This window comes from Chryseobacterium sp. 7 (assembly GCF_003663845.1).
In the GTDB taxonomy this organism is placed as follows: domain Bacteria; phylum Bacteroidota; class Bacteroidia; order Flavobacteriales; family Weeksellaceae; genus Chryseobacterium.
In genome coordinates, this window is the sequence record NZ_RCCA01000001.1 from 2,030,707 (window position 1) to 2,054,912 (window position 24,206).

Genomic DNA, 24,206 nt, shown 5'->3' on the forward strand with positions numbered 1-24,206 from the left:
ACAGTAATAAAACTTACAATTTGTATACCAAAGGGGGCTTTAAGCCTATTAAAAATTGTTAAATCTTTTTGATGTGAGATAAAATAAGTTCTATAGTTTCCTCTTTGGTTAATTCCGAATTATCAATCACAATAGCATCGTCAGCCTGCTTCAATGGGGCTATTTCACGCTCACTGTCGATTTTGTCACGTTCTATAAGATTTTGCTTTACCTGATCTTTATCTGCTTCTATTCCCAGTCCTTTCAGTTCCAGAAATCTTCTGTTGGTTCTTTCGTCTATGCTGGCAGTAAGAAAGAATTTATAGTCCGCATTTGGCAGAACTACTGTCCCAATGTCACGTCCATCCATAATTACACCTCCTTTTTCTGCCAAAGTGCGCTGTGACTGCAGTAAAAAATCTCTTACTTCTTTCTGTTTGGCCACAAGACTTACGTTGTCAGAGACAATATTGGTACGGATTTCTTTAGAGATATCGGTGTCGTTTAGGAAGAGAATAAGTGTCCCTTCATTGTTTTTGAACTCGAGTCTGATCTGGTCAAAAGAATTGAATAATGTATTCAGATCAATTTCGCCATTTGTGTTAAGGCAGTGCTGCAGTGCATACCAGGTAACTCCTCTGTAAAGAGCCCCTGTGTCCATATGAATAAGTCCCAGTTGATCAGCAATGATTTTAGAGATAGAACTTTTTCCGGTAGACGAGTACCCATCAATAGCAATTACAGGTTTTTTCATACTGCAAATTTCAAGATTTTTTCTTAAAAATCAAGAGTAAGTAAGAAAATTTAAGAATAATTACAAAAATTTCAGCCGGAGAGATTATTCTCCTCTGTGGCTGGAAAGATCCATAGAAATACCTATCTGATTGACATTCGAAGAGTTGTGATATCTTATGTGGGCGTAATCTATACGGAATCTGGAAACTTTTACTCCAAATCCTGCAGAAAGTCCCGAGAAGTTTCTCTGATCTGCTACAGCCAGTTCATTTCCTCTTTTTACATTATAGCCCAATCTGATATTGAAATTCTTTTCCGGAAACAATTCTGCTCCCAATGAAAAGTGGTCTGCAATCTTTCTGCCGGCACCTACTTTTTGCCCGTCCAGATTCTCTTCTGAAGAAATATCAAACTTTTGGAGATCGTGTGCGGTAATTGTGATGGCAAGAGGGAAGTTCTTAATAATTCTGGTGTATCCAAGATCTACTCTGAAAGGAAGATTTTCCCTTGTCCCGTTAAAAGATTTCAGCTGGAAACCAAAGTTTCTCATCACAAGAGAAAGCACTTCTTTATTCTTTTTATTATGATAGGTAATCCCCGCTGTTCCTGAAATAGCGGAAGAAGTGTAATTATCAATTTTTGAGGTAATGAAATTAATGCCTCCACCAATTGTCCAGTCTTCCTCAAACTGGTAGGCATAGCCTGCACCAATGGCTACATCCGAAGCTTTGAACTCTCCGTTTTCAAAACCGCTTTCATCCGTTCTCGGAATACTTCCATAGCTCATATACCTGGCATTGATGGTAGCCATATGGCCATTTTCAAAGTCTTTGGCATAAGCAATAGTACCGTATTTCGAATCTGCAAGATAAGCTGTTGCGTTTACGGAAAGCTGTTTGTCAGAATCTTTATTTAACAGGGAAGGGTTTGCAATAGCAAAGGAAACATCATAATCTCTCACCGAAATTGCATCTCCACCCAAAGCAGCCTGTCTTGCAGATACAGGTACATTTAAGAACGGATATACATTTGTTCCTGTTTGCGCATAAGAAACAATTCCTGATAGAAATAATGAAAAAATGATAATTTTCTTCAATTCAATTTATAATTAATGCAAAAATAATCCTTTTTCGTACTTTTCAAAATATTTCTTACATTATTTCTATTTAAATATTTTTCTTTTATCAATATCATTAATGATTATATTTGCAAAATCAAATTCTGGGGAAACCCTTACTAATAAAAAGTTACTAAAAATAAAAGATGAAATATAAAAGAATCCTTCTGAAGCTAAGCGGTGAGGCCTTAATGGGAAACAGACAATACGGTATTGATACTGAAAGACTGCAGGAATATGCATCTGAGATCAAAAAAGTAGTTGAAAAAGGCTGTGAAGTAGCGATCGTGATTGGAGGAGGAAATATCTTCCGTGGTGTAGCAGGAGCTGCAAAAGGGATGGACAGAGTGCAGGGTGATTATATGGGAATGCTTGCCACTGTAATTAATGGTATGGCACTACAGGGAGCATTGGAAGATGCAGGAATCAAGACAAGACTTCAGTCTGCTATCGAAATGGATAAAGTGGCTGAACCTTTCATCAAAAGAAGAGCGGTAAGACACCTTGAAAAAGGAAGAGTCGTAATCTTCGGAGCCGGTACAGGAAACCCTTATTTTACTACAGATACAGCAGCTACACTAAGAGCAATCGAAATCGGAGCTGATGTGATCCTAAAAGGAACAAGAGTAGACGGAATCTACGACAGTGATCCTGAAAAGAACGCTGATGCCGTGAAATACAATTCATTATCTTTCGATGAAGTATTCGAGAAAAACCTTAAAGTAATGGATATGACAGCATTTACTTTAAGCCACGAAAATAAATTGCCAATCATTGTATTCGATATGAATAAAGATGGGAATTTAGAGAAAATTATAGACGGAGAAAATGTAGGTACATTGGTTAATTTATAATCATTTTACGACTAAAAAATATACAAAACACCTGTTACAGTATTTGCTGTTACAGGTGTTTTTGTTTTAACATTAATCTTAATTATTTATCTGCACTAGCATTTTGTGTGACGTTTTCCTTTTCAACCAAAACATAATTGGAAGAAATCCACCCAATGATCTGATCTATTATTTTCAAAATCATCTCCAATTCGGTGACAGCAGTTACTCCCGGTACCAGTTTCACAGCTGGTTTTGGTAATGGCTGTGGCAAAATAAGACCGTTCACTTGTGGATTAGACCCTGCTGCAGGAATACCATTATACATTCCCACATGCTGTACTGATAACTGGAATATATAGTCCTGCAAAGTCTCAGGAGGTGTTTTGATGCTGACAGATCCACTAGAGTGTTGGAGCTGACCTGGAAGCGATTGGTTTTGTATTCGTGTATAGCTGGCCCCCGATTTTGAAGAATCATCGATTGCCATCTTTTGTAAAGCGTTTAATAAACCGGCCGTCATAAATGTAGGAGCCTGACCATATATAGTTGCAATTTTCCCCAGTTCTGAGACCGGCCATGCATGAGGAACAACGTCCAGATCATTCCAGTGCATGGTATTCCAGCTTTGGTAAGTACCTGTTTGTTGCTGCCATCCTGGAGGTAATGGTGGAAATTTGCTATTGAACAGATTGGCAAATGCTGTTTCTCCCGGTGTTGGTCCGGCTGTAGGATATACAAGCGTTACCCCGAAAGCATTTAGATCTTTATTTTCTTTCAAATAAAGAGCAAGAGTAGGAGATAATGCGCCTGCAAGACTGTGTCCACAGAATACGATGGCTGTACCCGGGTCTGGATTTAAACCAGCAAGGAACTGCTGAAGTGTAGTATTGGGTGAAGCAGCATTATTAGGGCTTATCAATCCCAGAAGGATACTTATACCGGTAGCAGTACCTTTTGAAATATAAGGATCAGTACCATTATAAGGTGATGGAGCAAAATTCGAAGGGTTATAAGTTGTCCAGTTTACGACTTCTGCAACTGAGAAATCTTCTGTTTCCCAATCGTAAAGAGAGGAAGGATTGGTAGCAGCAATGGCCACAACATAAGTAGGCAATGTAGGACCTCCTGGAAATGCTACAGCATTAGACTTAACGACATATAATGCATTATCTGCAACACCTGTAGGAACTCCTTTTTCATTTTTTTCTTCGATCAGGGCAGGTCCCCAGACCAAATCCCAGCTTCCTAATTCCGATACAACTGAAGGATCAGCTGTGGAAGGTGTTTTCTGATCCATTATTTTAACCGGGGGAACATTGTTAAAATAAAAGGATAAATCATATTGAAGCTGTTGCTGTAATTGGATACCAAAACCGTTGTAGCCTCCTGCACGGTTAGCAAGACCTGCCATACCAAATACTTGTTGATAGGCATCTAAAGATGGATTTGTCATGATGTGATTGGTTTAAAATTAGTTTTAAATTTTCAATTAATAAGAAATGTCTTCGCTAAGACTTTCCCGTTTATTATACCTGGCATTCTATTAAAAAAATCTGCTAAAGTTTCGTTTAAAAGAATAGAGTAAAGGAAGCTATTAAAAATGATATCACACTAAGTAGAAATAACCAAAATAAATGATAGGTATTTGTACCTGAAGCCTTTTTATGCATTAAAAAATAACCTTCTTTTTTTTGAAGCAAAACCAAGTACACAAAATCCATCTATGGAAATACCTATTATTCGAAAACAATCATTATTTTTGCACCACTGAATAACAGAAAATAGTTTAAAAAACAATTATAAAATATCCATTTTAAAAGTTTTTTTAAAAACTTAATTAATTGATATTCAGTATGATTAATAGATGTGTAATTTATCAAACTTTAATATAATAATGGAAGAATTAGATCTTATATTAGAATCTGTAAAACAAGACATGGATGCAGCTGTAAAGCACCTGGATCACGCATTTCAAAGAATTAGAGCAGGACGTGCTTCTACGGCAATGGTTCAGGATGTAATGGTAGAATACTATGGAGCAATGACTCCTATCAACCAGGTTGCGAATGTTTCTGTTCCGGATGCAATGACCATCTCTATTCAACCTTGGGACAGAACTGCCATTAACGCGATTGAAAAAGCAATCATCAACTCCAACTTAGGTTTTGCTCCTTCTAATAATGGAGAAAACATTATCCTTAATGTTCCGCCTTTAACAGAAGAAAGAAGAAAAGAGCTTGCGAAACAGGCTAAAGTAGAAGCTGAGAACACTAAAGTAACGGTAAGAAATGCAAGACAGGATGGTTTGAAAGAACTTAAAAAGCTGGACGGAGTTTCTGAAGATGTTGTAAAAGGAGTGGAAGAAGAAATTCAGGCTTATACAGATAAATATGTGAAGCTTTGTGATGAGCATCTTAAGACAAAAGAGGCTGAAATTATGAAAGTATAATTTTCAGTTTGAAAAAATACAGAAGAGGTTTCCTGTGGAAGCCTCTTTTTTGTGATCTTATTTTTTAATCTTTATAATGCAATGCATGGTTGTTCCATACTATATTGATAAATATTTACGTTCACCTATTATATTATTAAAACTATTCTTGTACTTTTATATAAAATACAAAGAGCTTAAACATTAAAGTGATGACAAAGATTATCGGGGTAGGTAACTACATCCCATCGGAAACAATAACCAATCTATTTTTTGACCAACATATTTTTCTTAATGAACAGGGCGTATTATTAAAAGAAAATAATGCTTCTATTACAGATAAATTAAAAAAGATCACAGGGATTGAAGAAAGAAGGTATGCGCATAGTACAGAGGTTACTTCGGATCTGGGCGTAATCGCAGCCCGCTCCGCAATAAAAAATGCAGGCATAGATCCTGAAACATTAGACTATATTATATTTGCCCATAATTTTGGAGATGTCCGTTTCGGGACAGTTCAGTCTGATACGGTACCCAGTCTTGCAGCAAGAGTAAAACATGTATTGGGGATCAAAAATAATTTTTGTGTTGCCTATGATGTTTTATTTGGATGTCCGGGATGGATTGAAGGAGTGATACAGGCACATGCATTTATTAAGTCAGGGATGGCGAAACGTTGTCTTGTTATTGGAGCAGAAACGCTTTCGCGTGTGGTAGATATCCATGACAGAGACAGTATGATTTATGCTGATGGAGCCGGAGCTGCAGTTTTGGAACTAAATAATGATGACGATGCCGGAATAAAGGCTCATTTATCTGCATCCTACACCCTTGAAGAGAAAGACTATCTGTATTTCGGAAAGTCCTATAACAATGAAGGATGTCAGGATACAAGATACATCAAAATGGATGGCAGAAAGATCTATGAATTTGCTTTGGTAAATGTTCCTGATGCCATGAAAAAATGCTTGGATAACAGCGGCTATTCCATTAATCAATTGAATAAAATTATCATTCATCAGGCTAATGAAAAAATGGATGAAGCTATTGTTAACAGATTTTATCAACTGTATGATATGCCAACTCCCGAAAATATAATGCCTATGGTGATTCATAAACTTGGAAACAGCAGCGTAGCTACCATTCCGTCTTTGCTCACAATGATTTTGCAGGATGAGCTGGAACATCATAAGATTCAGAAAGGCGATATCGTACTTTTTGCTTCCGTAGGTGCCGGGATGAATATTAATGCTTTTGTGTATCAGTTTTAAAAATAAAAAAGGTTTCCAGAGGGAAACCTTTTTTATGTATTTTATTTACAATTCTCATTATAATCGTAGACCACTTCATTGATGATAGAAAGTTTATCTACCGTGGCATTGCTGATTTCATCACGGATAAATTTCCCAAAACCTGACCTTTTCTTTTCTTCATTTTTAAGAGATCCATATTCCCCTTTTACAATTTTTGATTTTACATAAGGACAGTCTGCAAGAATGATTTTTGCTTTTGCCGGAGTCAGTTCTTCTACTTTACCTCCTTTTTTAGAAAAAATATAATTCGGGTTTTCTCTTAACCGGTCTGTTTCCGCCTGGGAAATAGCCTGGGTACTGTTAGCTGAAAGAGCAGTAGGATAACCATAAAGCTTATAAACGGTTACTTTCCCTTCTACCACTACTTCTGCAAACTGTTCCGTTCTTGAAAGATTGTTAATTGCCTTAAAACCTGCTGCCAGTCCTGTAGAACTCTCAGAGCTGTTTAAAGCTTCTCTCATATTCGAATATTTTACAGATTTAAAGATTCTTGGAGTATCACCCTGATAAAGCATATATTCTTTAATATCGTCTGTATCATAGGTTTTGAATTTAATCCTATTCTTTGCTTTATCAATATCTGCAATGGCTGCAAATTTTACCTTTAGCTGATTTTGCCATGGACTGGAATATCCTCCGTGCAATTGTACAACACCTTCAATTTTCTTTCCGGATTTGTCAATAATGTAGCCGTATTTTTCGCCGTTATACGTTCCGTTGTCATCCTGATCCTGGGCATAGGCATTCAGAGACAGAAGGCCGAACAGGCCAATAAGTAGTAATTTCTTCATGGTTTTATTTTAAACTTCAGCAAATATAATTTTTTAAATTCAAAATAGTATAAAACAAAATATTTTACCTCAATCCACAAAAAAGCTCCGAATTTTTCCGGAGCTTTTTATTTTTAAATCAGAATTATTGATACCTCTGATGTTCTTTATTTTTTGCAAACCTTTTGGTAATCGGTTTGAATAGTGCTTTGTATTTCTCTGCATCAAACAATTGAGAGTCTGTAAGAGCTTTATACGTCATCCATACTCCGAATGGAAGAAGAATCAGGTTAGGAAGCCAGGCTGCCAGATAAGGATTCATTTTTCCGCTCCAAGAAAGGTTTTCTACTCCTACATTCATTACATAAAAGACAATGAAAATAACAATAGCGATGATGACAGGAAGTCCCATTCCTCCTTTTCTGATGATGGAACCCAAACTGGCACCAATAAGGAAGAAGATAATACAGGTCACCGAATACGCTATGATCCTCTGCTGGTAGATCACTACTTTGCTGAAATATTTTACATTGGAACTGTATTCATTCTTTTTAGATTCCAGCGTAGACTTCAAATTATCTAATCTGTTATAAGAGTTGTAGATGATATCAAGCTTTTTATCACCTTTTACGGTGTCCAGTTTAATCTGGGTTTTTGGAGCCACTTTATGTTTGTTGCCTTTATCCATATAAGTAACCACAGAATTGGTCTGGTTAAGAACCTCAGATCCGATATTATCAAAAAACTGTTTATTGTCTTTTTTACTTTTGCTTACCGTTTCGTTAAGCTGATTATAAGTCTGGAAACGGTAGTCGTCTGTGATCTGTTCTTTTTCGATCGCTTTATTAATGATCTCACTGATATCGAAATGGGAAACCAATGTGTCAAACTTAATAGCCTGATCAGGTTGTTTTTGTCTTACATTGTCACCTTTTCCGGCGAAAGCATCTTCGAATACATATCCGTTATACAAAACAAGCTTCAGGAAGTTTTTATTAACAGCAGGAACAAATTTTCCTTTTTCTGCTACTACAGATTGCTGGTTTTCGTAAGCATTGGCTTTCTTGTGTACAAAAACTCCTTCAATATTTTCTCCGTTTTCACCATATATCTTATCAAACTTCACCATATAGCCAGGAATCTGATCAATAAACTGTCCCGGAGTAAAGTTGATAGCCGGTTTGGTCTGGGCAATATTGAAAAGCATGTTTTTCGCCTTTTTCTGAAAATCCGGGATAATATTGTTGGAAAAGAAAAACAGCATGATGGCAAGTGCCGTTGAAATTCCCAACAGGGGAGTCATCACTCTGGTCAAAGGAATTCCTGCCGCTTTCATTGCCGCCAGCTCATAGCGTTCCCCAAATTCCCCGAATGACATGATGCTTGCCAGAAGAATTGTAAGCGGGAGAACCATACTGATGACGTTTACCCCAAGATAAAATAGAAGTTTAAGGATTTGCCAATAGCTTAATCCTTTTCCCATAAACTGTCCTAACTGAACCCAGATAATGTTTACAATAAAAATGAAAAACAATACGCTGAATATAAAGAAAAACGGTCCAAAGAAGGTTTTTATGATATATCGGTCTAGTATTTTTAACATGCGCCAAAATTAATCAAAAAGCCACAAAGTTTACTTGTGGCTTTTTATATTTTGTTATTTTTTTAACTTAAAAAGTGAATTTGCGGAGTTGTGAATTCACTTTCAGCTTTTTAAAGTTCTGTAATGACGTAGTTTTTAAACTTGTTCTTGTCAAAAACAAACATATTAGGATCCAGTTCCTGATTTTCTTTGTATTCTTTAATGGCAATTACTGCAACGTCTTTGTTGTTTCCGTGCTGTTCAAGTTTTACCATCTGTTTTTTCGCAGAATCTACGAAAAGATACACGAACTGTATTCCGTTTGCCTTTACGGGAGTCAGCTTAATAAAATCAGCATTCACGCCGTTGACCATTTTCTTACCGTTATATGTTACATTATAATCGTTTCTGTACGTGGTAAGGTAGTTGATGGGGGAGAACATAGTGCTGCTTCCGTTAGGTTTAGCAATTGTTACTTCCATATCATCAGCATTGATGTTGTAAATTTTGCTTCCGTCAAAGATCTGCTCTGTATCCATGATCTTTAGTTTATACTTCTCTCCGGCAGCGTAATAAATACCCGGTTCGGTTTTAGTCACCTGTCCGTTAAGACCGCTTCCAAAAGAAAATTTGAAGTAAGAATTCTTTTTAGAATTATAGTTGGCTGTAATATCATCCAATATCTTTTTAGCTTTAGCATCAATCTTTTGAGCATTCGCCATACCTACTGCACCTACAACAAAACTTCCTAATATAACTTTTGAAATAATATTTTTCATTTTTTTATTTAATAATCTTTAGACATTTTCAATTTTTAAAGGTTAAATCTTGCAATTTTCCCCTTAACTACGCAGATCTTCCAAAAACTGTTCCAAAGAATGAAGGTCACTGATAATGACTTCTCTTGCTTTAGCTCCATTGAAACCTCCTACAATACCACTTGCCTCAAGCTGATCCATAATTCTTCCGGCTCTGTTGTAACCCAGTTTCAATTGTCTTTGAAGCATGGATGTAGAACCCTGCTGAGTAGAAACAATAATTCTTGCCGCTTCTTCAAATAAAGCATCTTTTTCGTTAGGATCAAAAGCACCTACTGTACTTGTAGAATCTTCAGAAACATATTCAGGAAGTAAAAATGCTGATGCATATCCTTTTTGTTCTCCGATAAATTCTGCAAGTCTTTCCACTTCCGGAGTATCCACAAACGCACACTGGAGTCTTAAGATCTCATTTCCGTTGAAATAAAGCATATCTCCTTTACCAATCAGCTGATCTGCTCCCGGAGAGTCAAGGATCGTTCTTGAGTCTACACTGGAGATTACTCTGAAGGCAGCTCTTGCAGGGAAGTTGGCTTTAATCATCCCTGTAATTACGTTTACAGAGGGTCTCTGTGTTGCTACGATTAGGTGGATTCCTACGGCTCTTGCAAGCTGTGCAAGTCTGGCGATTGGTAATTCAACCTCTTTTCCTGCGGTCATGATCAAATCTGCAAACTCGTCTACTACCAATACGATATATGGTAAGAAACGGTGTCCGTTTTCAGGGTTTAATTTTCTTTCAGCAAATTTCTTATTGTATTCTTTTAAATTTTTACAGAACGCATTTTTAAGAAGATCGTATCTTGTATCCATCTCAATACACAGAGAGTTCAGGGTATTGATTACTTTATTGGTATCTGTAATAATCGCTTCTTCCGCATCCGGTAATTTTGCTAAATAATGTCTTTCAATTTTTGAATATAATGAAAGTTCCACTTTTTTAGGATCTACCATAACGAATTTCAGTTCGCTTGGATGCTTCTTGTAGAGTAGTGAAGTAAGGATAGCGTTAATCCCTACAGATTTACCCTGACCTGTTGCTCCCGCCATCAGCAGGTGAGGCATTTTTGAAAGGTCAGCCATAAAGATCTCGTTGGAAATTGTTTTTCCGAAAACTACCGGAAGATCCATATCCGTATTCTGGAATTTCTGGGAAGCAATCACAGAACGCATAGAAACCATGGTAGGATTTTTTCTCGGTACTTCGATACCAATGGTTCCTTTCCCTGGCATTGGAGCGATAATTCTGATTCCTAGTGCAGAAAGGTTCAGTGCAATATCATCCTGAAGTTTTTTAATCGCCGCTACTCGGATTCCTGCTTCCGGAACAATCTCATACAGCGTAACTGTTGGTCCAATGGTTGCTTTGATTTCTGCAATTCCTACGTTGAAATTCTTCAGAAGACCAACAATCTTATTTTTATTTTCTTCTAATTCTTCTTTGTTGATAGAGATTTCTTCACTTCCATAGTCTTTCAGTAAATCTACAGGAGGCATTTGAAATTTAGCCAGATCAAGCTTGTGGTCATACAAACCATGTTTTTCTACCAATTCCTGTGACTGTTTCTCAGAATCGTCCAGAATATCAATAACAGGTGCTACTTCCACATTGAATTTAATATCTTCCTGTGTTGGTGCTGGTGCAGTTGCTACAGCCGGAGAAGGTACAGATGGTCTAATGTCAAAAGCGTCTTCCGGGCTGGAAACCGGAATGGTAGGTTTTGATGAAAGATTTAAATTGACCGGTTGAGAAACCTCTCTTGGTTCCGCTTCAAAAGAAGTGTGGTTAGGAGTCGTAATGGTTTCTATATTGGTAGACACCGGAACTTCAGGGAATCCTTTCGGAACGCTCACAGGTTCTGGTTCTCTTACTGTATTGATTGGAGTATTTGGAGAGTTTTTAGTCACATCACTTACCGTAACCCGGGATGCTGTTTCTTCTTCCGCTTCCTCTGCTTCTTCCTTCAATTCTTCATCTGCCTCGAAATCATCATTAGAATCGGGCATCATAGATTTTACTTTTCCAATGGTATTTTCATTGATCTTGTCCAGTTTTGATTTGATAGAACTTGGACGAAGATTAAATTCAAGAATAAAATATAAAAGAATGCTTGCTGCTAAAACAGTCCACAAGCCCACAGTCCCAATGATAGAATTAAGGTAATCCATAATCTGATACCCATAAACTCCTCCTAAAACTCCTTGTCCTTTAGTAAGTGCTCCCATGAAAATAGGAAGCCAGCAGATAAAAAATAAAGAGTGGCCAATAGTTTTCCATGGTTTGAAGATTTTCTTTTTAAGAATCAGCGTACCTACGACCAGAAGTAAAAAGGCAATTATAAATGAGGCAATACCAATACTTTCAAAAATGAAAATATTTCCCAGCCAATCACCTATCTTACCAAAGATATTTGAAGATTTTATAGTCTTGTCCAGCATGGTTCCTGCCTGGCTTTGATCAGCTTTCCAGTTCATTAAATAGGAAATGAATGAAAGTGCCATGACAGCCGAGAAAAGGATAAGAGTAAGCCCGGAAAAAATACGTGGCTTAGATAAAATTCTGCCTTTTTCAGGCATTTCAGTCGGTTTTTTTTGTGTCTTTTTGTCCATAATATCAATGTCACAAATTTAATGTTTTTTCAACACTAAAAGAATCTTTTTTTCTCCAAAAAATGTTTTGGAAATCCCGCTTTTTACAACGATTATTTAAAATTTAATTAGAAATATTTTCAGCAGTTGTGGAATAAAATAATGCATTCATTTTTGTTTATCCAAATCTGATACCGTTAAATTATATTAACAGATTGTTATTTGTATTTCTTTAAAAAAGATAATAAAATTTCTTGTTTAAATATATATAAATGAAAAAAAATAATAATATTTGAAATCTGATGAATATTTTATATGTCTGTGGTATTTTTTTGAACTAGTTCAAAGGTCAGGGTTGGTAGCCTGTGTAATTTTGATCCATACAATTTTATACATGAAAAATACTTTTAAAAAAATCATGATCTTAAGTCTGATTTTTATTTCACTGATTACAATGAATGCACAACAAAAACAAACAATGGAAAACACTGCATTATTAATTATTGATGTGCAGAATGATTATTTCCCGGGAGGAAAAATGGAACTGGAAAAAGCAGAACAGGCAGCCAAAAATACTAAGGAAATTTTAGAATATTTTCGGAAGAATAATCTCCCAATTATTCATATCCAGCATATTTCTACCAATGAAGGGGCTACTTTTTTCCTGCCAGATACCGAGGGTGCTAAAATCAACACTCTTGTTTTGCCCAGGGAAAATGAAAAAGTAATTGTCAAGCATTTTCCCAACAGTTTCAGAGAAACTGATTTATTGAACTATCTGATGTCAAATAAAATTAAAAATCTCGTGATTACAGGAATGATGACGGATGTTTGTGTAGAAGCCACTACAAGAGCTGCATTCGATTTTGGCTTTCACAATACAATCATCGGAGATGCTACGGCAACTAGAAACCGTGAATTAAATGGAGAAGTCATAAAAGCAGCAGATGTACAAAAGTCCTTTTTGGCAGGAATATCTGCTCTTGGAAATCTTTATGCTCGTGTCGTAAATACTGATGAACTTTTAAAATAATGTTATTTTGAAGCTGGAAAGGCACAACGATTTTTAAGATAAGATTTTTGGAATCATCTAAAAAGTCTTTTTCATCTGTTAAAGAATTAAAATAAAAGGCTATTTTAAAACGCGATGGCGCTAAGAATTTTTAGAATATCAGGTGTTTTTAAGGTCGCAAAGATTTTATCTCCGATAAAATTTAAAACAGTTCATCTTGCTGAAAATCTCACATTGAGCGAAGTCGAAATGTTCTTGTGTCTTGAAATAAATAAAATGTATGATAAATTTTTGCGTCTACCCAACAAAAAACCAGAGTTCTATTGCTTAAATACAGAAATAACTTAAAATAACTTAATTCCGCAAAGGTGTCAATAATTTTGATACCTTTATTTTGCTTAAATAAACCCATGTCCGATTTACTTTTTAAAAATATCAGTCAATGCATCAACCTTTCAGAAGAGGACTTTCAACATTTTGTAAAGCCTTTTAAGCTCAAAGCATTTAAAAAGAAAGATATTATTCTCAAAGAAGGAGACCATTGCCTCTTTGAAGGATTTGTTCTGAGTGGCTGTTTTAAAATTTATTATCTGAACGAAAACGGATTTGAGCAGACTTTATACTTCGCCGTAGAAGGCTGGTGGATTACAGATATTGACAGTCTTATTAATAATGTACCCAGCATTCTTAATATTGAAGCTCTTGAAGATAGTGAAGTAATGATGATTGCTAAAAAAGATAAAGAAAATCTGTATGAGACAATGCCTCAGATAGAAAAGCTTTTCAGGATAATGAACCAGAAATCTTCGGTAGCACTGCAGAGGAGGATTCTTTCTTTGACAGGTAAAACTGCAGATAAACGATATCTCGAATTTCTTGAAAAGTATTCGGGACTGGAACAAAGGATTACCCAACAACAAGTGGCTTCTTATCTTGGAATTACGCATGAGTTTTTAAGTAAAATAAGGAAGAAACTATTGAAAAGATAAGTAAAATAATTTTTAGGTTTCTTTTTTGGTTATAAACCAATGCTTTATAGAATTTTATTCGGCTTGCAAATAGAAGGGTTCAATCATTGGAATAGTTTTTATGAATCCAATTTTGTCCAGAATTAGAAATTGAATTTTTCCCAATGTTTTCAGGCTTATTAAGAATGTTTCAAAATAAGCAAAACCGAGGCCAAAGTGACAAAAAACAGCTTTTTTTAAGCTCTTTGTGGTTTATCATGCTTATTTTTGCATGTCAAGTACAATAAATCATGAAGAAGCTCCAAGATATTCTTATCTCAACCAGGACAATGGCTGTATTGCTGCTGGTTTATGCATTCGCGATGGCTTATGCAACGTTCTTAGAAAACGACTACGGAACTCCTACAGCAAAAGCGTTAATTTATGAGGCCAAATGGTTCGAACTGATCATGGTCCTGCTTATTCTTAACTTCATAGGAAATATCGGAAGATACAGGCTATGGAAAAAAGACAAGTGGCCGGTTCTTGTTTTCCACCTTGCCTTTGTTTTTATTTTTATCGGTGGTGCTATCACAAGATACATCAGTTTCGAAGGAACCATGCATATCAGAGAAGGTGAAACTTCAAACGAAATCGTAACGGATAAAAATTTCTTTAAAATTCAGGTAGAAGAAAAAGGTGACGTTCTTAATTATCAGGATGTTCCTTATCTGATGTCTCCATTACACAAAGATTTCAAGGCTACTTATGACTTCCACGGAAAAGAAGTAAAAGTATTTGCCAAGGAATACATTCAAAGAAAAAAAGACAGCCTTGTAGCTGAACCAAATGGTGCAGAGTATCTTCACCTGGTTTCTACAGGGAATACCGGAAGACAAAACATTTACATCAAACCGGGAGAGACAAAATCGATCAACGGAACTTTGGTAACGTTCAACAGAGCGATTGAAGGAGCTGTTGAATTCAAAAATGAAGGTGGAAAATTATTCATCAAAACTCCTGTAGATGCCAACTATATGACGATGGCAACCCAGGCAACAGGAACTACGGTGAAAGATGAGTTCCAGCCTTTGGCATTAAGAAGTTTATATACCATCAACGAGTTAAAACTTGTAGTGCCGGAAGGTCTTAAAAAAGGAAGACTGATGGCGATTGAAGGTGACAGAAAGAAGGATGCTAATGTTCCTGACATGCTTCAGATAGAGCTTCAGGGGCCAAAAACAAAACAACTTGTAGACCTTTCTGTTGAAAAAGGAAACCCGAATGCTTATAAGCAGGTAACTATGGATGGCCTAAACATCATGGTAGGATTCGGACCTAAAGTATATAACACGCCTTTCGCATTGAAGCTGGATGACTTCGTAATGGAAACATATCCGGGAAGTTCATCTCCAAGTGCTTACGAAAGCCATGTAAAAATCATTGATGAAGGTAAAGAGACTCCTTATAAAATCTATATGAACCACGTTCTAAACCATAAAGGATACCGTTTCTTCCAGTCAAGTTTTGATCCGGACAGAATGGGAACTGTTCTTTCTGTAAATCATGATTATTGGGGAACTTTAATTTCTTATATCGGATATACTCTTTTGTTCTTAGGAATGTTTGTGATTTTCTTCTGGAAAGGAACTCACTTCTGGAAACTGAATAAAATGCTGGCTGATGTCAACAAAAAGAAAGCTGCCGGAATACTTTTGCTGTTCTTAAGCTTAGGGTTAAATGCTCAGAAAATAGAAACTCACGGAACTACTGACGGAAGCAGAGAACATATCCATGTGGAAGGAGATAATCATTCTCATGCTCCGGCTCCATCTGCCCAGCCGCTTGACGGTGCTGCTCCAAAGCAGAACTCTCTGGCAACGCCAATGGGTAAGATGAGATCTATTTCTCCAGATGAAATCATTGCGAGAAATAAAATAAGCAAAGAGCATGCTGATAAATTCGGATATCTTCTGGTACAAAGTTTTGAAGGAAGAATTATTCCTATCAATACAGAAGCATTAGATGTTTTAAGAAAATTATACAAAAAAGACGAATTCAAAGGAACAGACGGAAAGTCTCTTACGGCTAACCAGTGGTTCCTTTCAATCAATACAGACACGCCAAGCTGGACAATGGTGCCTATGATCAAAGTAGGACCTAAAGGAGGTGATGAACTGAAAAATAAAACAAAGGCAGATGAAGATGGCTATACTTCACTGATGAACCTTTTCCCGGCAGATGCTAACGGAAATTTAACTTATATTCTGGAGCACGACTACAATACGGCATTCCGTAAAAAACCGGCTGAACAGACCAATTATGATAAAGAAGTAATTGCTGTAAACGAAAGAGTACAGATCTTCAATGAGTTTTTCAGCGGTCAGTTTATGAGAATTGTTCCTGTGAAAAATGATGCTAATCACACTTGGAATTCATGGTTAGACCAGAAATTCGAACCGGATATGGAATCTCAGCAGGTAATGGGTCCTTATCTTGCAGAAGCTCTTACGGCACAGAAAACAGGAGACTGGAGCAAAGCAGATACAGAATTGGCGAAGCTTTCAGAATACCAGCAGAAATGGGGTAAAGCTGTTGTTCCTGCTAAATCTAAAGTTGATCTTGAAGTATTCATGAATAAAGCAGATATCAACTTCAAATTGTTGATTTTCTACACACTTGTTGGTGGTCTTCTTTTGATCTTAGGTTTTGTTGAGTTATTCAAATCAAATAAAGTACTAAACAAAGTAATTAAAGTAATTATTGCGTTTGGTTTAGTTGGATATCTATTACATTTCTTAGGACTTGTTGCAAGATGGTATATCTCAGGACACGCTCCTTGGAGTAACGGTTATGAAGCCATTATCTTTATCTCTTGGGTAGGTATTACGGCTGGTTTAATTCTGTACAGAAATGCCAATGCATTAATTCCTGCAGCCGGATTTATGGTGGCAGTTATTATGATGGGATTTGCTCATGGAGGTTCGGCTCTTGACCCACAGATTACGCCGTTGGTTCCTGTATTGAAATCTTACTGGCTAATTGTTCACGTTGCTATTATTACCTCCAGTTATGGATTCTTTGCACTGTCGATGATCATTGCTGTAATTTCATTGGTGTTCTATATTATCTCCAATAAAGAAACCTATAAAATTCATCACGATACTACTTTAAAGGAATTGGTAATCGTTTCTGAAATGTCATTAACCATCGGATTGTTTGCACTAACAGTAGGAAACTTCTTAGGGGGAATCTGGGCAAACGAATCATGGGGAAGATACTGGAGCTGGGATCCGAAAGAAACATGGGCTTTCATTTCCATCATGGTCTATGCATTTGTACTGCACATGAGATTAGTACCTGGATTGAGAAGCAGATGGGCATTCCACGTAGCAACAATGTTTGCATTCTGCTCAATGGTAATGACGTACTTCGGAGTAAATTATTATCTAAGCGGACTTCACTCATACGCAGCAGGAGATCCGGTACCGGTACCAGCTTGGGTATATATCGGAATCTCAACAATGATTATTTTATCAGCTGTTTCTTATTGGAAGTTTAAAACTCTTACAAAGAAATAGACTTTTATACATATAAATTAAAATCCTGGAATTCACTTTCCGGGATTTTTTTGTTCATACTGTTTCTGACTTTGGATTGAGCTGTTCTAACACTATGTTCGCAATGATATATATATTGCAATAAGATATCGTTCATAAAAGCGTTTCACTGAGCAAAGAAAAGAATTGTTCGTTGCTAAACGAAGTGGCCTTGCGAACAAAAAATAAAATGCATTATAAAATAATTGCCCTCGCGAATTTTACATTAGCTAAAATACTTAAATCTCGAAACTCTCCCATCATTCAAAAAAACAAAATTCATAATTTATAATTCATAATTCATAATTAATTAGTATCTTTATGATATCAAAATAATATCAAATTAAAAATTCAATCATGGAAAAAACATTAAAACCCATGTCGGGTTATCTTACCTTAGTTATCTGCCTTGCATTATTTGTGGCAGCAGTTTATTTCTTTGTGAGCGGTGTAGATCAAAGTATAGCTTATGTGGTTATCGCAATGCTTTGCTTTCTTCTTTCGTGCTTTTTTTTAAAGGGGCTAATGATTATTCAGCCTAACCATTCAAGAGTATTAAATTTCTTTGGGAAATATGTGGGAAGTGTAAAAGAGAACGGATTGTTCTTCATCAATCCTTTGTATTCGTCACAGAAAATATCTTTACGTTCAGAGAACTTGCAAGGCCAGACTTTGAAAGTAAATGATAAAATGGGTAACCCTATTGAAATTGCGGTAGTCATCGTATGGAAAGTTGGAGATACTTATAAAGCGGCTTTTGATGTGGAGCGTTATTCGGACTTTGTAAAAATGCAGAGTGAAGCGGCGGTAAGACACTTGGCGATGAGCTTTCCTTATGATAATTTAGAAGATGATCATGCTCCGATTACGTTGAGAGAAGGAGGAGATAAAATCAATTCCATCTTGGAGCAGGAACTTACAGACCGTCTTTCGAAAGCAGGAATTGTGATTCAGGAGGCTAGAATTTCGCACTTAGCGTATGCTTCAGAAATTGCAGGAGCAATGCTCCAGAGACAACAGGCTACAGCTATTGTTGCGGCAAGAACCAAGATTGTGGAAGGGGCTGTAGGAATGGTAGACCTTGCTTTGAAAAAACTTTCAGAAGAGAATATCGTAGAGCTTGATGATGAAAGAAAAGCGGCTATGGTAAGCAATTTAATGGTGGTTCTTTGTGGTGAAAAAGCAGCGACACCAGTATTAAATGCCGGAACACTTTATAATTAAAAGTGGAAAATTAACAATTCGATTTTAGTGCAGGGTATTTCTACACTAAAGCAGTAAGAAATAATGTAAGAGAATTTTAGAAAAATGAAATCAGAAAAAGCTCAAAACTCATCGGAAAGCAAAGGCAAAAAATCCTTTGTGATAAGAATAGACGAGTCTACTTATAAACTCCTTGAAAAGTGGGCCAATGATGAATTCAGAAGTGTGAATGGGCAGATAGAATACCTGCTGCATCAGAGCCTGGTGGATGCGGGAAGGAAAAAGAAAGAGTGATTTTGAAGAAATCAATTTTTAAGGAATAATGGTGCTTTTGGGGGAATTTATTCATAAGAAGCCTCTGTTTATTCAGGATTTTACATTAGAGAAAATGTAAAAAAGGCCACTTTTTTGAACACTTCAATACATAAATAACAATTTGGTTAACCTTATACCAAAAAAGAAAGCAGAGAAATTTTCTCTGCTTTTTTATTTTATACAACTCTGAAGACTGTCTGCTCCAACGTAGAATATGACGAGCCAAATCAAGCCTTTTATGGTAAAGAAAGCTAATCCTGCCCATCCCACACGCTTGAACCACTTTTTAAGCTTTGAGTTATTTTCTTGTGAATTTTCCATTGGCGATTATCAAAATGATTACCCTGCAAAGATAAGCATGTTTATAATTAGTCCAAATAAAAAGCCTGTTAAAAATTAAAGTTTTGAGGTTCACATAATATTTTTATCTTTAGAGAGAACGAAAAGTAAGATTTTATGTCAAAAAAAGTAAAGGATTTCGGAATTGAAAAAACACTTAGAAATCTTGGTATCAAAGAAGAGAACAAAGGGACTTCAGTGGGCGGAAAATATTTCGCTTCAGGAAAGGTGATAGAAAGCATTTCTCCTGTAGACGGAAAGTTGATCGCTAAAGTAAAAACTTCCGGAGAAAGTGATTATGACAAAGTAATTGAAACTGCTCAAAAGGCATTTCAGGAATTCAGGCTGATTCCGGCTCCTAAAAGAGGAGAGATTGTAAGACAGCTGGGCTTAAAATTAAGAGAATATAAAGATGATCTTGGTAAACTTGTTTCTTATGAAATGGGTAAATCATTACAGGAAGGACTTGGTGAAGTTCAGGAGATGATAGACATCTGTGACTTTGCGGTAGGACTTTCAAGACAGCTTCAGGGGTACACGATGCACTCTGAAAGACCTGGACACAGAATGTACGAGCAATACCATCCGCTGGGAGTAGTAGGAGTTATTACTGCTTTCAACTTCCCGGTAGCTGTTTGGTCTTGGAACACTGCATTGGCTTGGATCTGTGGTAACGTTACCATCTGGAAGCCATCAGAAAAAACACCACTTTGTGCTATTGCATGCCAGAATATCATGATGGAAGTTATCAAGGAAAATAATCTTCCAGAAGGAGTTTCAAGTGTATTGGTATCAGACCACGAAATCGGACAGAAATTAGTAGATGATAAAAGAGTAGCCCTTGTATCTTTCACCGGATCTACAAGAGTAGGAAGAATGGTTTCTTCTAAAGTGGCAGAAAGATTCGGGAAATCTATCCTTGAATTAGGTGGTAACAATGCTATCATTATTACAAAAGAAGCAGATATTGACATGTCTATCATTGGAGCTGTTTTCGGAGCTGTAGGGACGGCAGGACAGAGATGTACTTCTACAAGAAGACTGATCATCCACGAAAGTGTATATGATGAAGTGAAAAACAGATTGGTAAAAGCTTACGGTCAGTTGAAAATCGGAAACCCATTGGATGAGAAAAACCATGTAGGACCGCTTATTGATACCGATGCAGTAAATCAATACGAAGAAGCCATCAAGAAATGTAAAAAAGAAGGTGGAAAATTCGCTGTTGAAGGTGGAGTTTTAACCGGAAAAGATTACGAATCCGGATGCTATGTTAAGCCTTGCGTTGCAGAAGTGAAGAACTCTTACGAAATTGTTCAGCACGAAACATTTGCACCGATCCTTTATCTGATCAAATACAAAACATTAGAAGAAGCTATTGCTATTCAGAATGATGTTCCTCAGGGATTATCTTCTGCGATCATGACCCAGAACCTAAGAGAAGCAGAATTATTCCTTTCTCATGCAGGTTCAGACTGTGGTATTGCCAACGTAAATATCGGAACTTCAGGGGCAGAAATTGGTGGAGCTTTTGGTGGAGAAAAAGAAACCGGAGGTGGAAGAGAATCTGGTTCTGATGCATGGAAGTACTACATGAGAAGACAAACTAATACTATCAATTATACTGCACAACTTCCTTTAGCACAAGGAATTAAATTTGATTTATAAAAGCTTTACTTAAAGCACCCAAAAAACTTAAAACTTAATAACCTGAATGGTTAAATGTTTCCCTATTGAGGAACATTTAACCGCTCACTTATTAAATCACACTACAAATTTATTATGGAACAAACATTAGATATAAAAGCAAATAAAGTAAAAGAAACAGTAGGAAGACACGTTCTTGCAGACGGTTTCGATTTTGTGATGGACATTGAAAAATCTCACGGATCATGGCTTTATGATAAATTAACCAACAGAGAATATCTGGATATGTTCTCCATGTTCGCATCAGCATCCATTGGATACAATCACCCTTATCTTTTAGAAAGATCAGAATGGTTGGGAAGAATGGCGGTAAATAAACCTACTTTGGCGGACGTTTACTCAGAAGAATACGCTCATTTCCTTGAAGTATTCGAAAGAGTAGTGATTCCTGAAGAATTACAATATGCTTTCTTTATCGAAGGCGGAACTCTGGGAGTTGAAAATGCGATGAAAGCATGCTTCGACTGGAAAACCCGTAAAAACTTTGCAAAAGGATTAGACACGGAAGCAGGAATCTGCATCCACTTCAAGCAGGCTTTTCATGGAAGAAGCGGCTATACTTTGAGCTTAACCAATACTTCTGATCCAAGAAAATACCAATATTTCCCAATGTTCAACTGGCCGAGAATTTTAAATCCAAAATTAAAGTTCCCAATTACAGATGAGAACCTGGAAGAAACCATCAAAAACGAAAATCTTGCTTTACTTCAGATTGAAGAGGCTATCCTGATGAACCCTAATAAAGTGGCGTGTATCATTATAGAACCTATTCAGGCAGAAGGAGGCGACAACCATTTCAGAGACGAATTCCTTTTAGGATTAAGAAGAATCTGTGATGACAACGAAATCTTACTTATTTTTGATGAAGTTCAGACGGGGATCGCTATTACAGGAAAAATGTGGGCATTTCAGCACTTTACAGCAAAGCCGGATATTATTTCTTTCGGTAAAAAAGCTCAGGTTTGCGGTGTTTTAGCCAATAAAGAAAAGTTTGATGAAGTTCCGAATAATGTTTTCAGAGAAAGCTCAAGAATCAATTCTACATTTGGAGGAAACTTTATTGATATGCTTCGTTTCCAGTTGGTAATGGAAGTGATTGAAAAAGAAAATCTTGTGGAAAACGCAAGAGTAGTAGGCGATTTCTTATTGGAAAGTCTGAAAACCCTTGCCGAAAAATATCCTGAAAAAATTTCAAATGCAAGAGGAAGAGGTTTGATGTGTGCTGTTGACCTGCCATCAGGAGAACAGAGAAATGCCCTGATGAGTGAGCTTTACAAGGATGGATTAATCATTCTTCCATGTGGAGATCAGTCACTTCGTTTCAGACCTCATCTGAATGTGACTAAAGAAGAAATCAAGCTGGCTTTAGACAAAATTGAAAATAATATTAATAAAATTTAAAACTCAGGATTTGTAATTGTAAAAAAAACATTGTATATTTAGATACTCAAACAGTTAGAATATGGAAAGAAGTACGAGAGTATCAGTTTATGTAAGTGATAATCCTTCAGAAATTCAGTTGGTTAAGTCTAAATTGGATGACGCTCAAATTACAAATACCGTTGAAAATAACTATCTTACGTTTACTACAACGCCTACAGCAACTTCGCTGAAGCTTATGGTAGACTTAGAAGATGAAAAAAAAGCATTTGATGTTATTGATGCTTACCTTCAACAAAGTGAAAATCAATAAAACAATTTCATAATTTTAAATTTTACTACTTCAAACCGAAAATTAATCTACATTAATTTTCGGTTTTTTAATTAATTACAAACTATTAAAAGATGTAACAATTCATTACGTATTTCATCTTTTAATCAAATCTTACAACATGAATCCAGAGATTAAATTAAGACAGGCAGAAATTGAAGACAGAGACATTATTTGGGAAATTATCCAGCAATCCATAGAAAGAAGAAGACAGGACGGAAGTACCCAATGGCAGAACGGATACCCTAATCTCGGGACAGTAGAAAGTGACATTGCTAAAGGATTTGGCCACGTAATGACTGTAGACGGAGAAATTGCAGTGTATGCAGCACTTATTCTGAATGATGAACCTGCTTACAGTACTATTGAGGGAGCTTGGCTGAGTGACGGTGAATTTGTAGTAGTTCACAGAGTGGCTGTAGATGAAAAATTTGCAGGGCAGGGTATGGTGAAAAAGCTTTTTGATCAGATTGAAGAGTTTACCAAATCGCATGGTATTCAGAGTATTAAAGTGGATACCAATCATGATAATATGGCCATGCTGAAAATCCTTGAAGGAAGAGGTTACTCCTATTGTGGAGAAGTTCTTTTGAAAGACGGAATGAGAAAAGCCTTTGAGAAGATTATAATTTAGGCAAAAAGTTAAATCCTCTTTCATTGAATTTTTAAACCGCTGTCTATTTATAAACTCTATCAGGTTTGTTCGTTTGGTTCTGAACTAATTTTTACTTTTGTTCAAATTTTTATATTATGCATAAAAGTATAGAAATTGATGAAAAAATTTTTCAAGATGCCGTAAAATTCTACGGTGTCGTGTTCAGCTTACCCCCTTTAGCATCTAAAATTTATTCCTACCTTCTTTTCGACTATGAGAAAGTAGGAATTACTTTTGATGAATTTGTGGATGTACTCTCTGCCAGCAAAAGTTCCGTTTCTACCAGCATTTCGCTGCTCTTAAATGCAGAACTTATTGTAGATCACAATAAAATGGATGAGCGAAAACGGTATTTTTTCATCAATGATGAATACAAGAAAATACGATTTGAAAAAATTGTCCAGAAAATGCAGGACGAATTAAAACTATTAGATGATTTAAACAATTTTAAAAAAAGTAAAGACGATGGTTACAATGAAAGAATAGAAGTTTACAAAGCACTCTTAAATAAAAACATAGAAAATATTCAGGAATCTCTTAATAAACTATAA

21 protein-coding genes are annotated in these 24,206 nt (G+C 36.3%); 13 read left to right on the forward strand and 8 right to left on the reverse strand.

Annotated elements, in window-relative coordinates:
* Positions 1-58: 58 nt before the first annotated feature.
* Both cmk and porQ read right to left on the reverse strand, forming a co-directional pair.
* On the reverse strand, positions 59-733 hold the full coding sequence (cmk, locus tag CLU97_RS09310) for a (d)CMP kinase (RefSeq protein ID WP_121487676.1): 675 nt from the start codon (positions 731-733) through the stop codon (positions 59-61).
* An 84-nt stretch (positions 734-817) separates the two neighbouring features.
* Entirely contained in the window at positions 818-1,810 is a 993-nt protein-coding gene (gene porQ, locus CLU97_RS09315; protein WP_121487677.1) for a type IX secretion system protein PorQ, read from the reverse strand.
* 167 nt (positions 1,811-1,977) lie between these two features.
* Here porQ and pyrH point away from each other — a divergent pair, with 167 nt between their 5' ends.
* Complete coding sequence (gene pyrH / locus CLU97_RS09320) at positions 1,978-2,685, forward strand: UMP kinase (protein ID WP_105703767.1); 708 nt, start codon at positions 1,978-1,980, stop codon at positions 2,683-2,685.
* Between the two features lie 82 nt (positions 2,686-2,767).
* Here pyrH and CLU97_RS09325 read toward each other — a convergent pair whose 3' ends face one another.
* Positions 2,768-4,120 (reverse strand): lipase family protein, encoded by a 1,353-nt coding sequence (locus tag CLU97_RS09325; RefSeq protein ID WP_121487678.1) that lies wholly within the window; start codon positions 4,118-4,120, stop codon positions 2,768-2,770.
* A gap of 441 nt (positions 4,121-4,561) precedes the next feature.
* Between CLU97_RS09325 and frr the strand changes: the two genes are divergently transcribed.
* Both frr and CLU97_RS09335 read left to right on the forward strand, forming a co-directional pair.
* Complete coding sequence (gene frr, locus CLU97_RS09330; protein WP_121487679.1) at positions 4,562-5,116, forward strand: ribosome recycling factor; 555 nt, start codon at positions 4,562-4,564, stop codon at positions 5,114-5,116.
* A 188-nt stretch (positions 5,117-5,304) separates the two neighbouring features.
* On the forward strand, positions 5,305-6,366 hold the full coding sequence (locus tag CLU97_RS09335) for a 3-oxoacyl-ACP synthase III family protein (RefSeq protein ID WP_121487680.1): 1,062 nt from the start codon (positions 5,305-5,307) through the stop codon (positions 6,364-6,366).
* A 41-nt stretch (positions 6,367-6,407) separates the two neighbouring features.
* Here CLU97_RS09335 and CLU97_RS09340 read toward each other — a convergent pair whose 3' ends face one another.
* The 4 genes from CLU97_RS09340 to CLU97_RS09355 form a co-directional block, all read right to left on the reverse strand.
* Positions 6,408-7,199, reverse strand: coding sequence for a hypothetical protein (locus tag CLU97_RS09340; protein ID WP_121487681.1), 792 nt, complete (start codon positions 7,197-7,199; stop codon positions 6,408-6,410).
* A 124-nt stretch (positions 7,200-7,323) separates the two neighbouring features.
* Complete coding sequence (locus CLU97_RS09345) at positions 7,324-8,781, reverse strand: LptF/LptG family permease (RefSeq protein ID WP_121487682.1); 1,458 nt, start codon at positions 8,779-8,781, stop codon at positions 7,324-7,326.
* Between the two features lie 110 nt (positions 8,782-8,891).
* The gene (locus CLU97_RS09350) at positions 8,892-9,539 is read right to left on the reverse strand and encodes a LolA family protein (protein ID WP_105703760.1); all 648 of its coding nucleotides are present in this window, start codon (positions 9,537-9,539) and stop codon (positions 8,892-8,894) included.
* Positions 9,540-9,602: 63 nt separating this feature from the next.
* On the reverse strand, positions 9,603-12,188 hold the full coding sequence (locus CLU97_RS09355; protein ID WP_121487683.1) for an FtsK/SpoIIIE family DNA translocase: 2,586 nt from the start codon (positions 12,186-12,188) through the stop codon (positions 9,603-9,605).
* 373 nt (positions 12,189-12,561) lie between these two features.
* Here CLU97_RS09355 and CLU97_RS09360 point away from each other — a divergent pair, with 373 nt between their 5' ends.
* The 5 genes from CLU97_RS09360 to CLU97_RS09385 all read left to right on the forward strand — a co-directional run bounded on the left by CLU97_RS09360 (position 12,562) and on the right by CLU97_RS09385 (position 19,222).
* Positions 12,562-13,200 (forward strand): cysteine hydrolase family protein, encoded by a 639-nt coding sequence (locus CLU97_RS09360; RefSeq protein ID WP_121487684.1) that lies wholly within the window; start codon positions 12,562-12,564, stop codon positions 13,198-13,200.
* 389 nt (positions 13,201-13,589) lie between these two features.
* Positions 13,590-14,168, forward strand: a complete 579-nt coding sequence (locus CLU97_RS09370) for a Crp/Fnr family transcriptional regulator (protein WP_121487686.1) — start codon at positions 13,590-13,592, stop codon at positions 14,166-14,168.
* A 269-nt stretch (positions 14,169-14,437) separates the two neighbouring features.
* Complete coding sequence (gene ccsA / locus CLU97_RS09375) at positions 14,438-17,707, forward strand: cytochrome c biogenesis protein CcsA (protein ID WP_121487687.1); 3,270 nt, start codon at positions 14,438-14,440, stop codon at positions 17,705-17,707.
* Between the two features lie 375 nt (positions 17,708-18,082).
* Positions 18,083-18,949 carry an SPFH domain-containing protein gene (locus CLU97_RS09380; RefSeq protein WP_047422804.1) on the forward strand — a complete coding sequence of 289 codons (867 nt, stop codon included), beginning with the start codon at positions 18,083-18,085 and terminating at the stop codon, positions 18,947-18,949.
* 84 nt (positions 18,950-19,033) lie between these two features.
* On the forward strand, positions 19,034-19,222 hold the full coding sequence (locus tag CLU97_RS09385; protein ID WP_121487688.1) for an Arc family DNA binding domain-containing protein: 189 nt from the start codon (positions 19,034-19,036) through the stop codon (positions 19,220-19,222).
* 192 nt (positions 19,223-19,414) lie between these two features.
* On the opposite strand, the gene CLU97_RS23665 is transcribed toward CLU97_RS09385, so the two are convergent.
* Entirely contained in the window at positions 19,415-19,564 is a 150-nt protein-coding gene (locus CLU97_RS23665) for a histidine kinase (protein WP_047375093.1), read from the reverse strand.
* Between the two features lie 135 nt (positions 19,565-19,699).
* Between CLU97_RS23665 and CLU97_RS09390 the strand changes: the two genes are divergently transcribed.
* The 5 genes from CLU97_RS09390 (at position 19,700) to CLU97_RS09410 (ending at position 24,206) form a co-directional block, all read left to right on the forward strand.
* Positions 19,700-21,250, forward strand: a complete 1,551-nt coding sequence (locus CLU97_RS09390; protein ID WP_121487689.1) for an aldehyde dehydrogenase family protein — start codon at positions 19,700-19,702, stop codon at positions 21,248-21,250.
* Between the two features lie 114 nt (positions 21,251-21,364).
* Positions 21,365-22,690: an L-lysine 6-transaminase gene (lat, locus tag CLU97_RS09395; protein WP_121487690.1), complete on the forward strand. Its 1,326-nt coding sequence runs from the start codon at positions 21,365-21,367 to the stop codon at positions 22,688-22,690.
* Positions 22,691-22,751: 61 nt separating this feature from the next.
* Complete coding sequence (locus CLU97_RS09400; RefSeq protein WP_121487691.1) at positions 22,752-22,982, forward strand: DUF2007 domain-containing protein; 231 nt, start codon at positions 22,752-22,754, stop codon at positions 22,980-22,982.
* A 139-nt stretch (positions 22,983-23,121) separates the two neighbouring features.
* The gene (locus tag CLU97_RS09405) at positions 23,122-23,634 is read left to right on the forward strand and encodes a GNAT family N-acetyltransferase (RefSeq protein WP_121487692.1); all 513 of its coding nucleotides are present in this window, start codon (positions 23,122-23,124) and stop codon (positions 23,632-23,634) included.
* 116 nt (positions 23,635-23,750) lie between these two features.
* Positions 23,751-24,206, forward strand: coding sequence for a transcriptional regulator (locus CLU97_RS09410; RefSeq protein ID WP_121487693.1), 456 nt, complete (start codon positions 23,751-23,753; stop codon positions 24,204-24,206).

Coding starts and splice junctions, on each gene's coding strand:
- pyrH (WP_105703767.1), top strand. CDS start 1,978: ATGAAATATAAAAGAATCCTTCTGAAGCTAAGCGGTGAGGCCTTAATG.
- CLU97_RS09410 (WP_121487693.1), top strand. CDS start 23,751: ATGCATAAAAGTATAGAAATTGATGAAAAAATTTTTCAAGATGCCGTA.
- CLU97_RS23665 (WP_047375093.1), bottom strand. CDS start 19,564: ATGGAAAATTCACAAGAAAATAACTCAAAGCTTAAAAAGTGGTTCAAG.
- CLU97_RS09385 (WP_121487688.1), top strand. CDS start 19,034: ATGAAATCAGAAAAAGCTCAAAACTCATCGGAAAGCAAAGGCAAAAAA.
- lat (WP_121487690.1), top strand. CDS start 21,365: ATGGAACAAACATTAGATATAAAAGCAAATAAAGTAAAAGAAACAGTA.
- CLU97_RS09340 (WP_121487681.1), bottom strand. CDS start 7,199: ATGAAGAAATTACTACTTATTGGCCTGTTCGGCCTTCTGTCTCTGAAT.
- CLU97_RS09355 (WP_121487683.1), bottom strand. CDS start 12,188: ATGGACAAAAAGACACAAAAAAAACCGACTGAAATGCCTGAAAAAGGC.
- CLU97_RS09405 (WP_121487692.1), top strand. CDS start 23,122: ATGAATCCAGAGATTAAATTAAGACAGGCAGAAATTGAAGACAGAGAC.
- ccsA (WP_121487687.1), top strand. CDS start 14,438: ATGAAGAAGCTCCAAGATATTCTTATCTCAACCAGGACAATGGCTGTA.
- CLU97_RS09345 (WP_121487682.1), bottom strand. CDS start 8,781: ATGTTAAAAATACTAGACCGATATATCATAAAAACCTTCTTTGGACCG.
- CLU97_RS09370 (WP_121487686.1), top strand. CDS start 13,590: ATGTCCGATTTACTTTTTAAAAATATCAGTCAATGCATCAACCTTTCA.
- CLU97_RS09400 (WP_121487691.1), top strand. CDS start 22,752: ATGGAAAGAAGTACGAGAGTATCAGTTTATGTAAGTGATAATCCTTCA.
- CLU97_RS09390 (WP_121487689.1), top strand. CDS start 19,700: ATGTCAAAAAAAGTAAAGGATTTCGGAATTGAAAAAACACTTAGAAAT.
- cmk (WP_121487676.1), bottom strand. CDS start 733: ATGAAAAAACCTGTAATTGCTATTGATGGGTACTCGTCTACCGGAAAA.
- frr (WP_121487679.1), top strand. CDS start 4,562: ATGGAAGAATTAGATCTTATATTAGAATCTGTAAAACAAGACATGGAT.
- CLU97_RS09360 (WP_121487684.1), top strand. CDS start 12,562: ATGAAAAATACTTTTAAAAAAATCATGATCTTAAGTCTGATTTTTATT.
- CLU97_RS09350 (WP_105703760.1), bottom strand. CDS start 9,539: ATGAAAAATATTATTTCAAAAGTTATATTAGGAAGTTTTGTTGTAGGT.
- CLU97_RS09325 (WP_121487678.1), bottom strand. CDS start 4,120: ATGACAAATCCATCTTTAGATGCCTATCAACAAGTATTTGGTATGGCA.
- CLU97_RS09380 (WP_047422804.1), top strand. CDS start 18,083: ATGGAAAAAACATTAAAACCCATGTCGGGTTATCTTACCTTAGTTATC.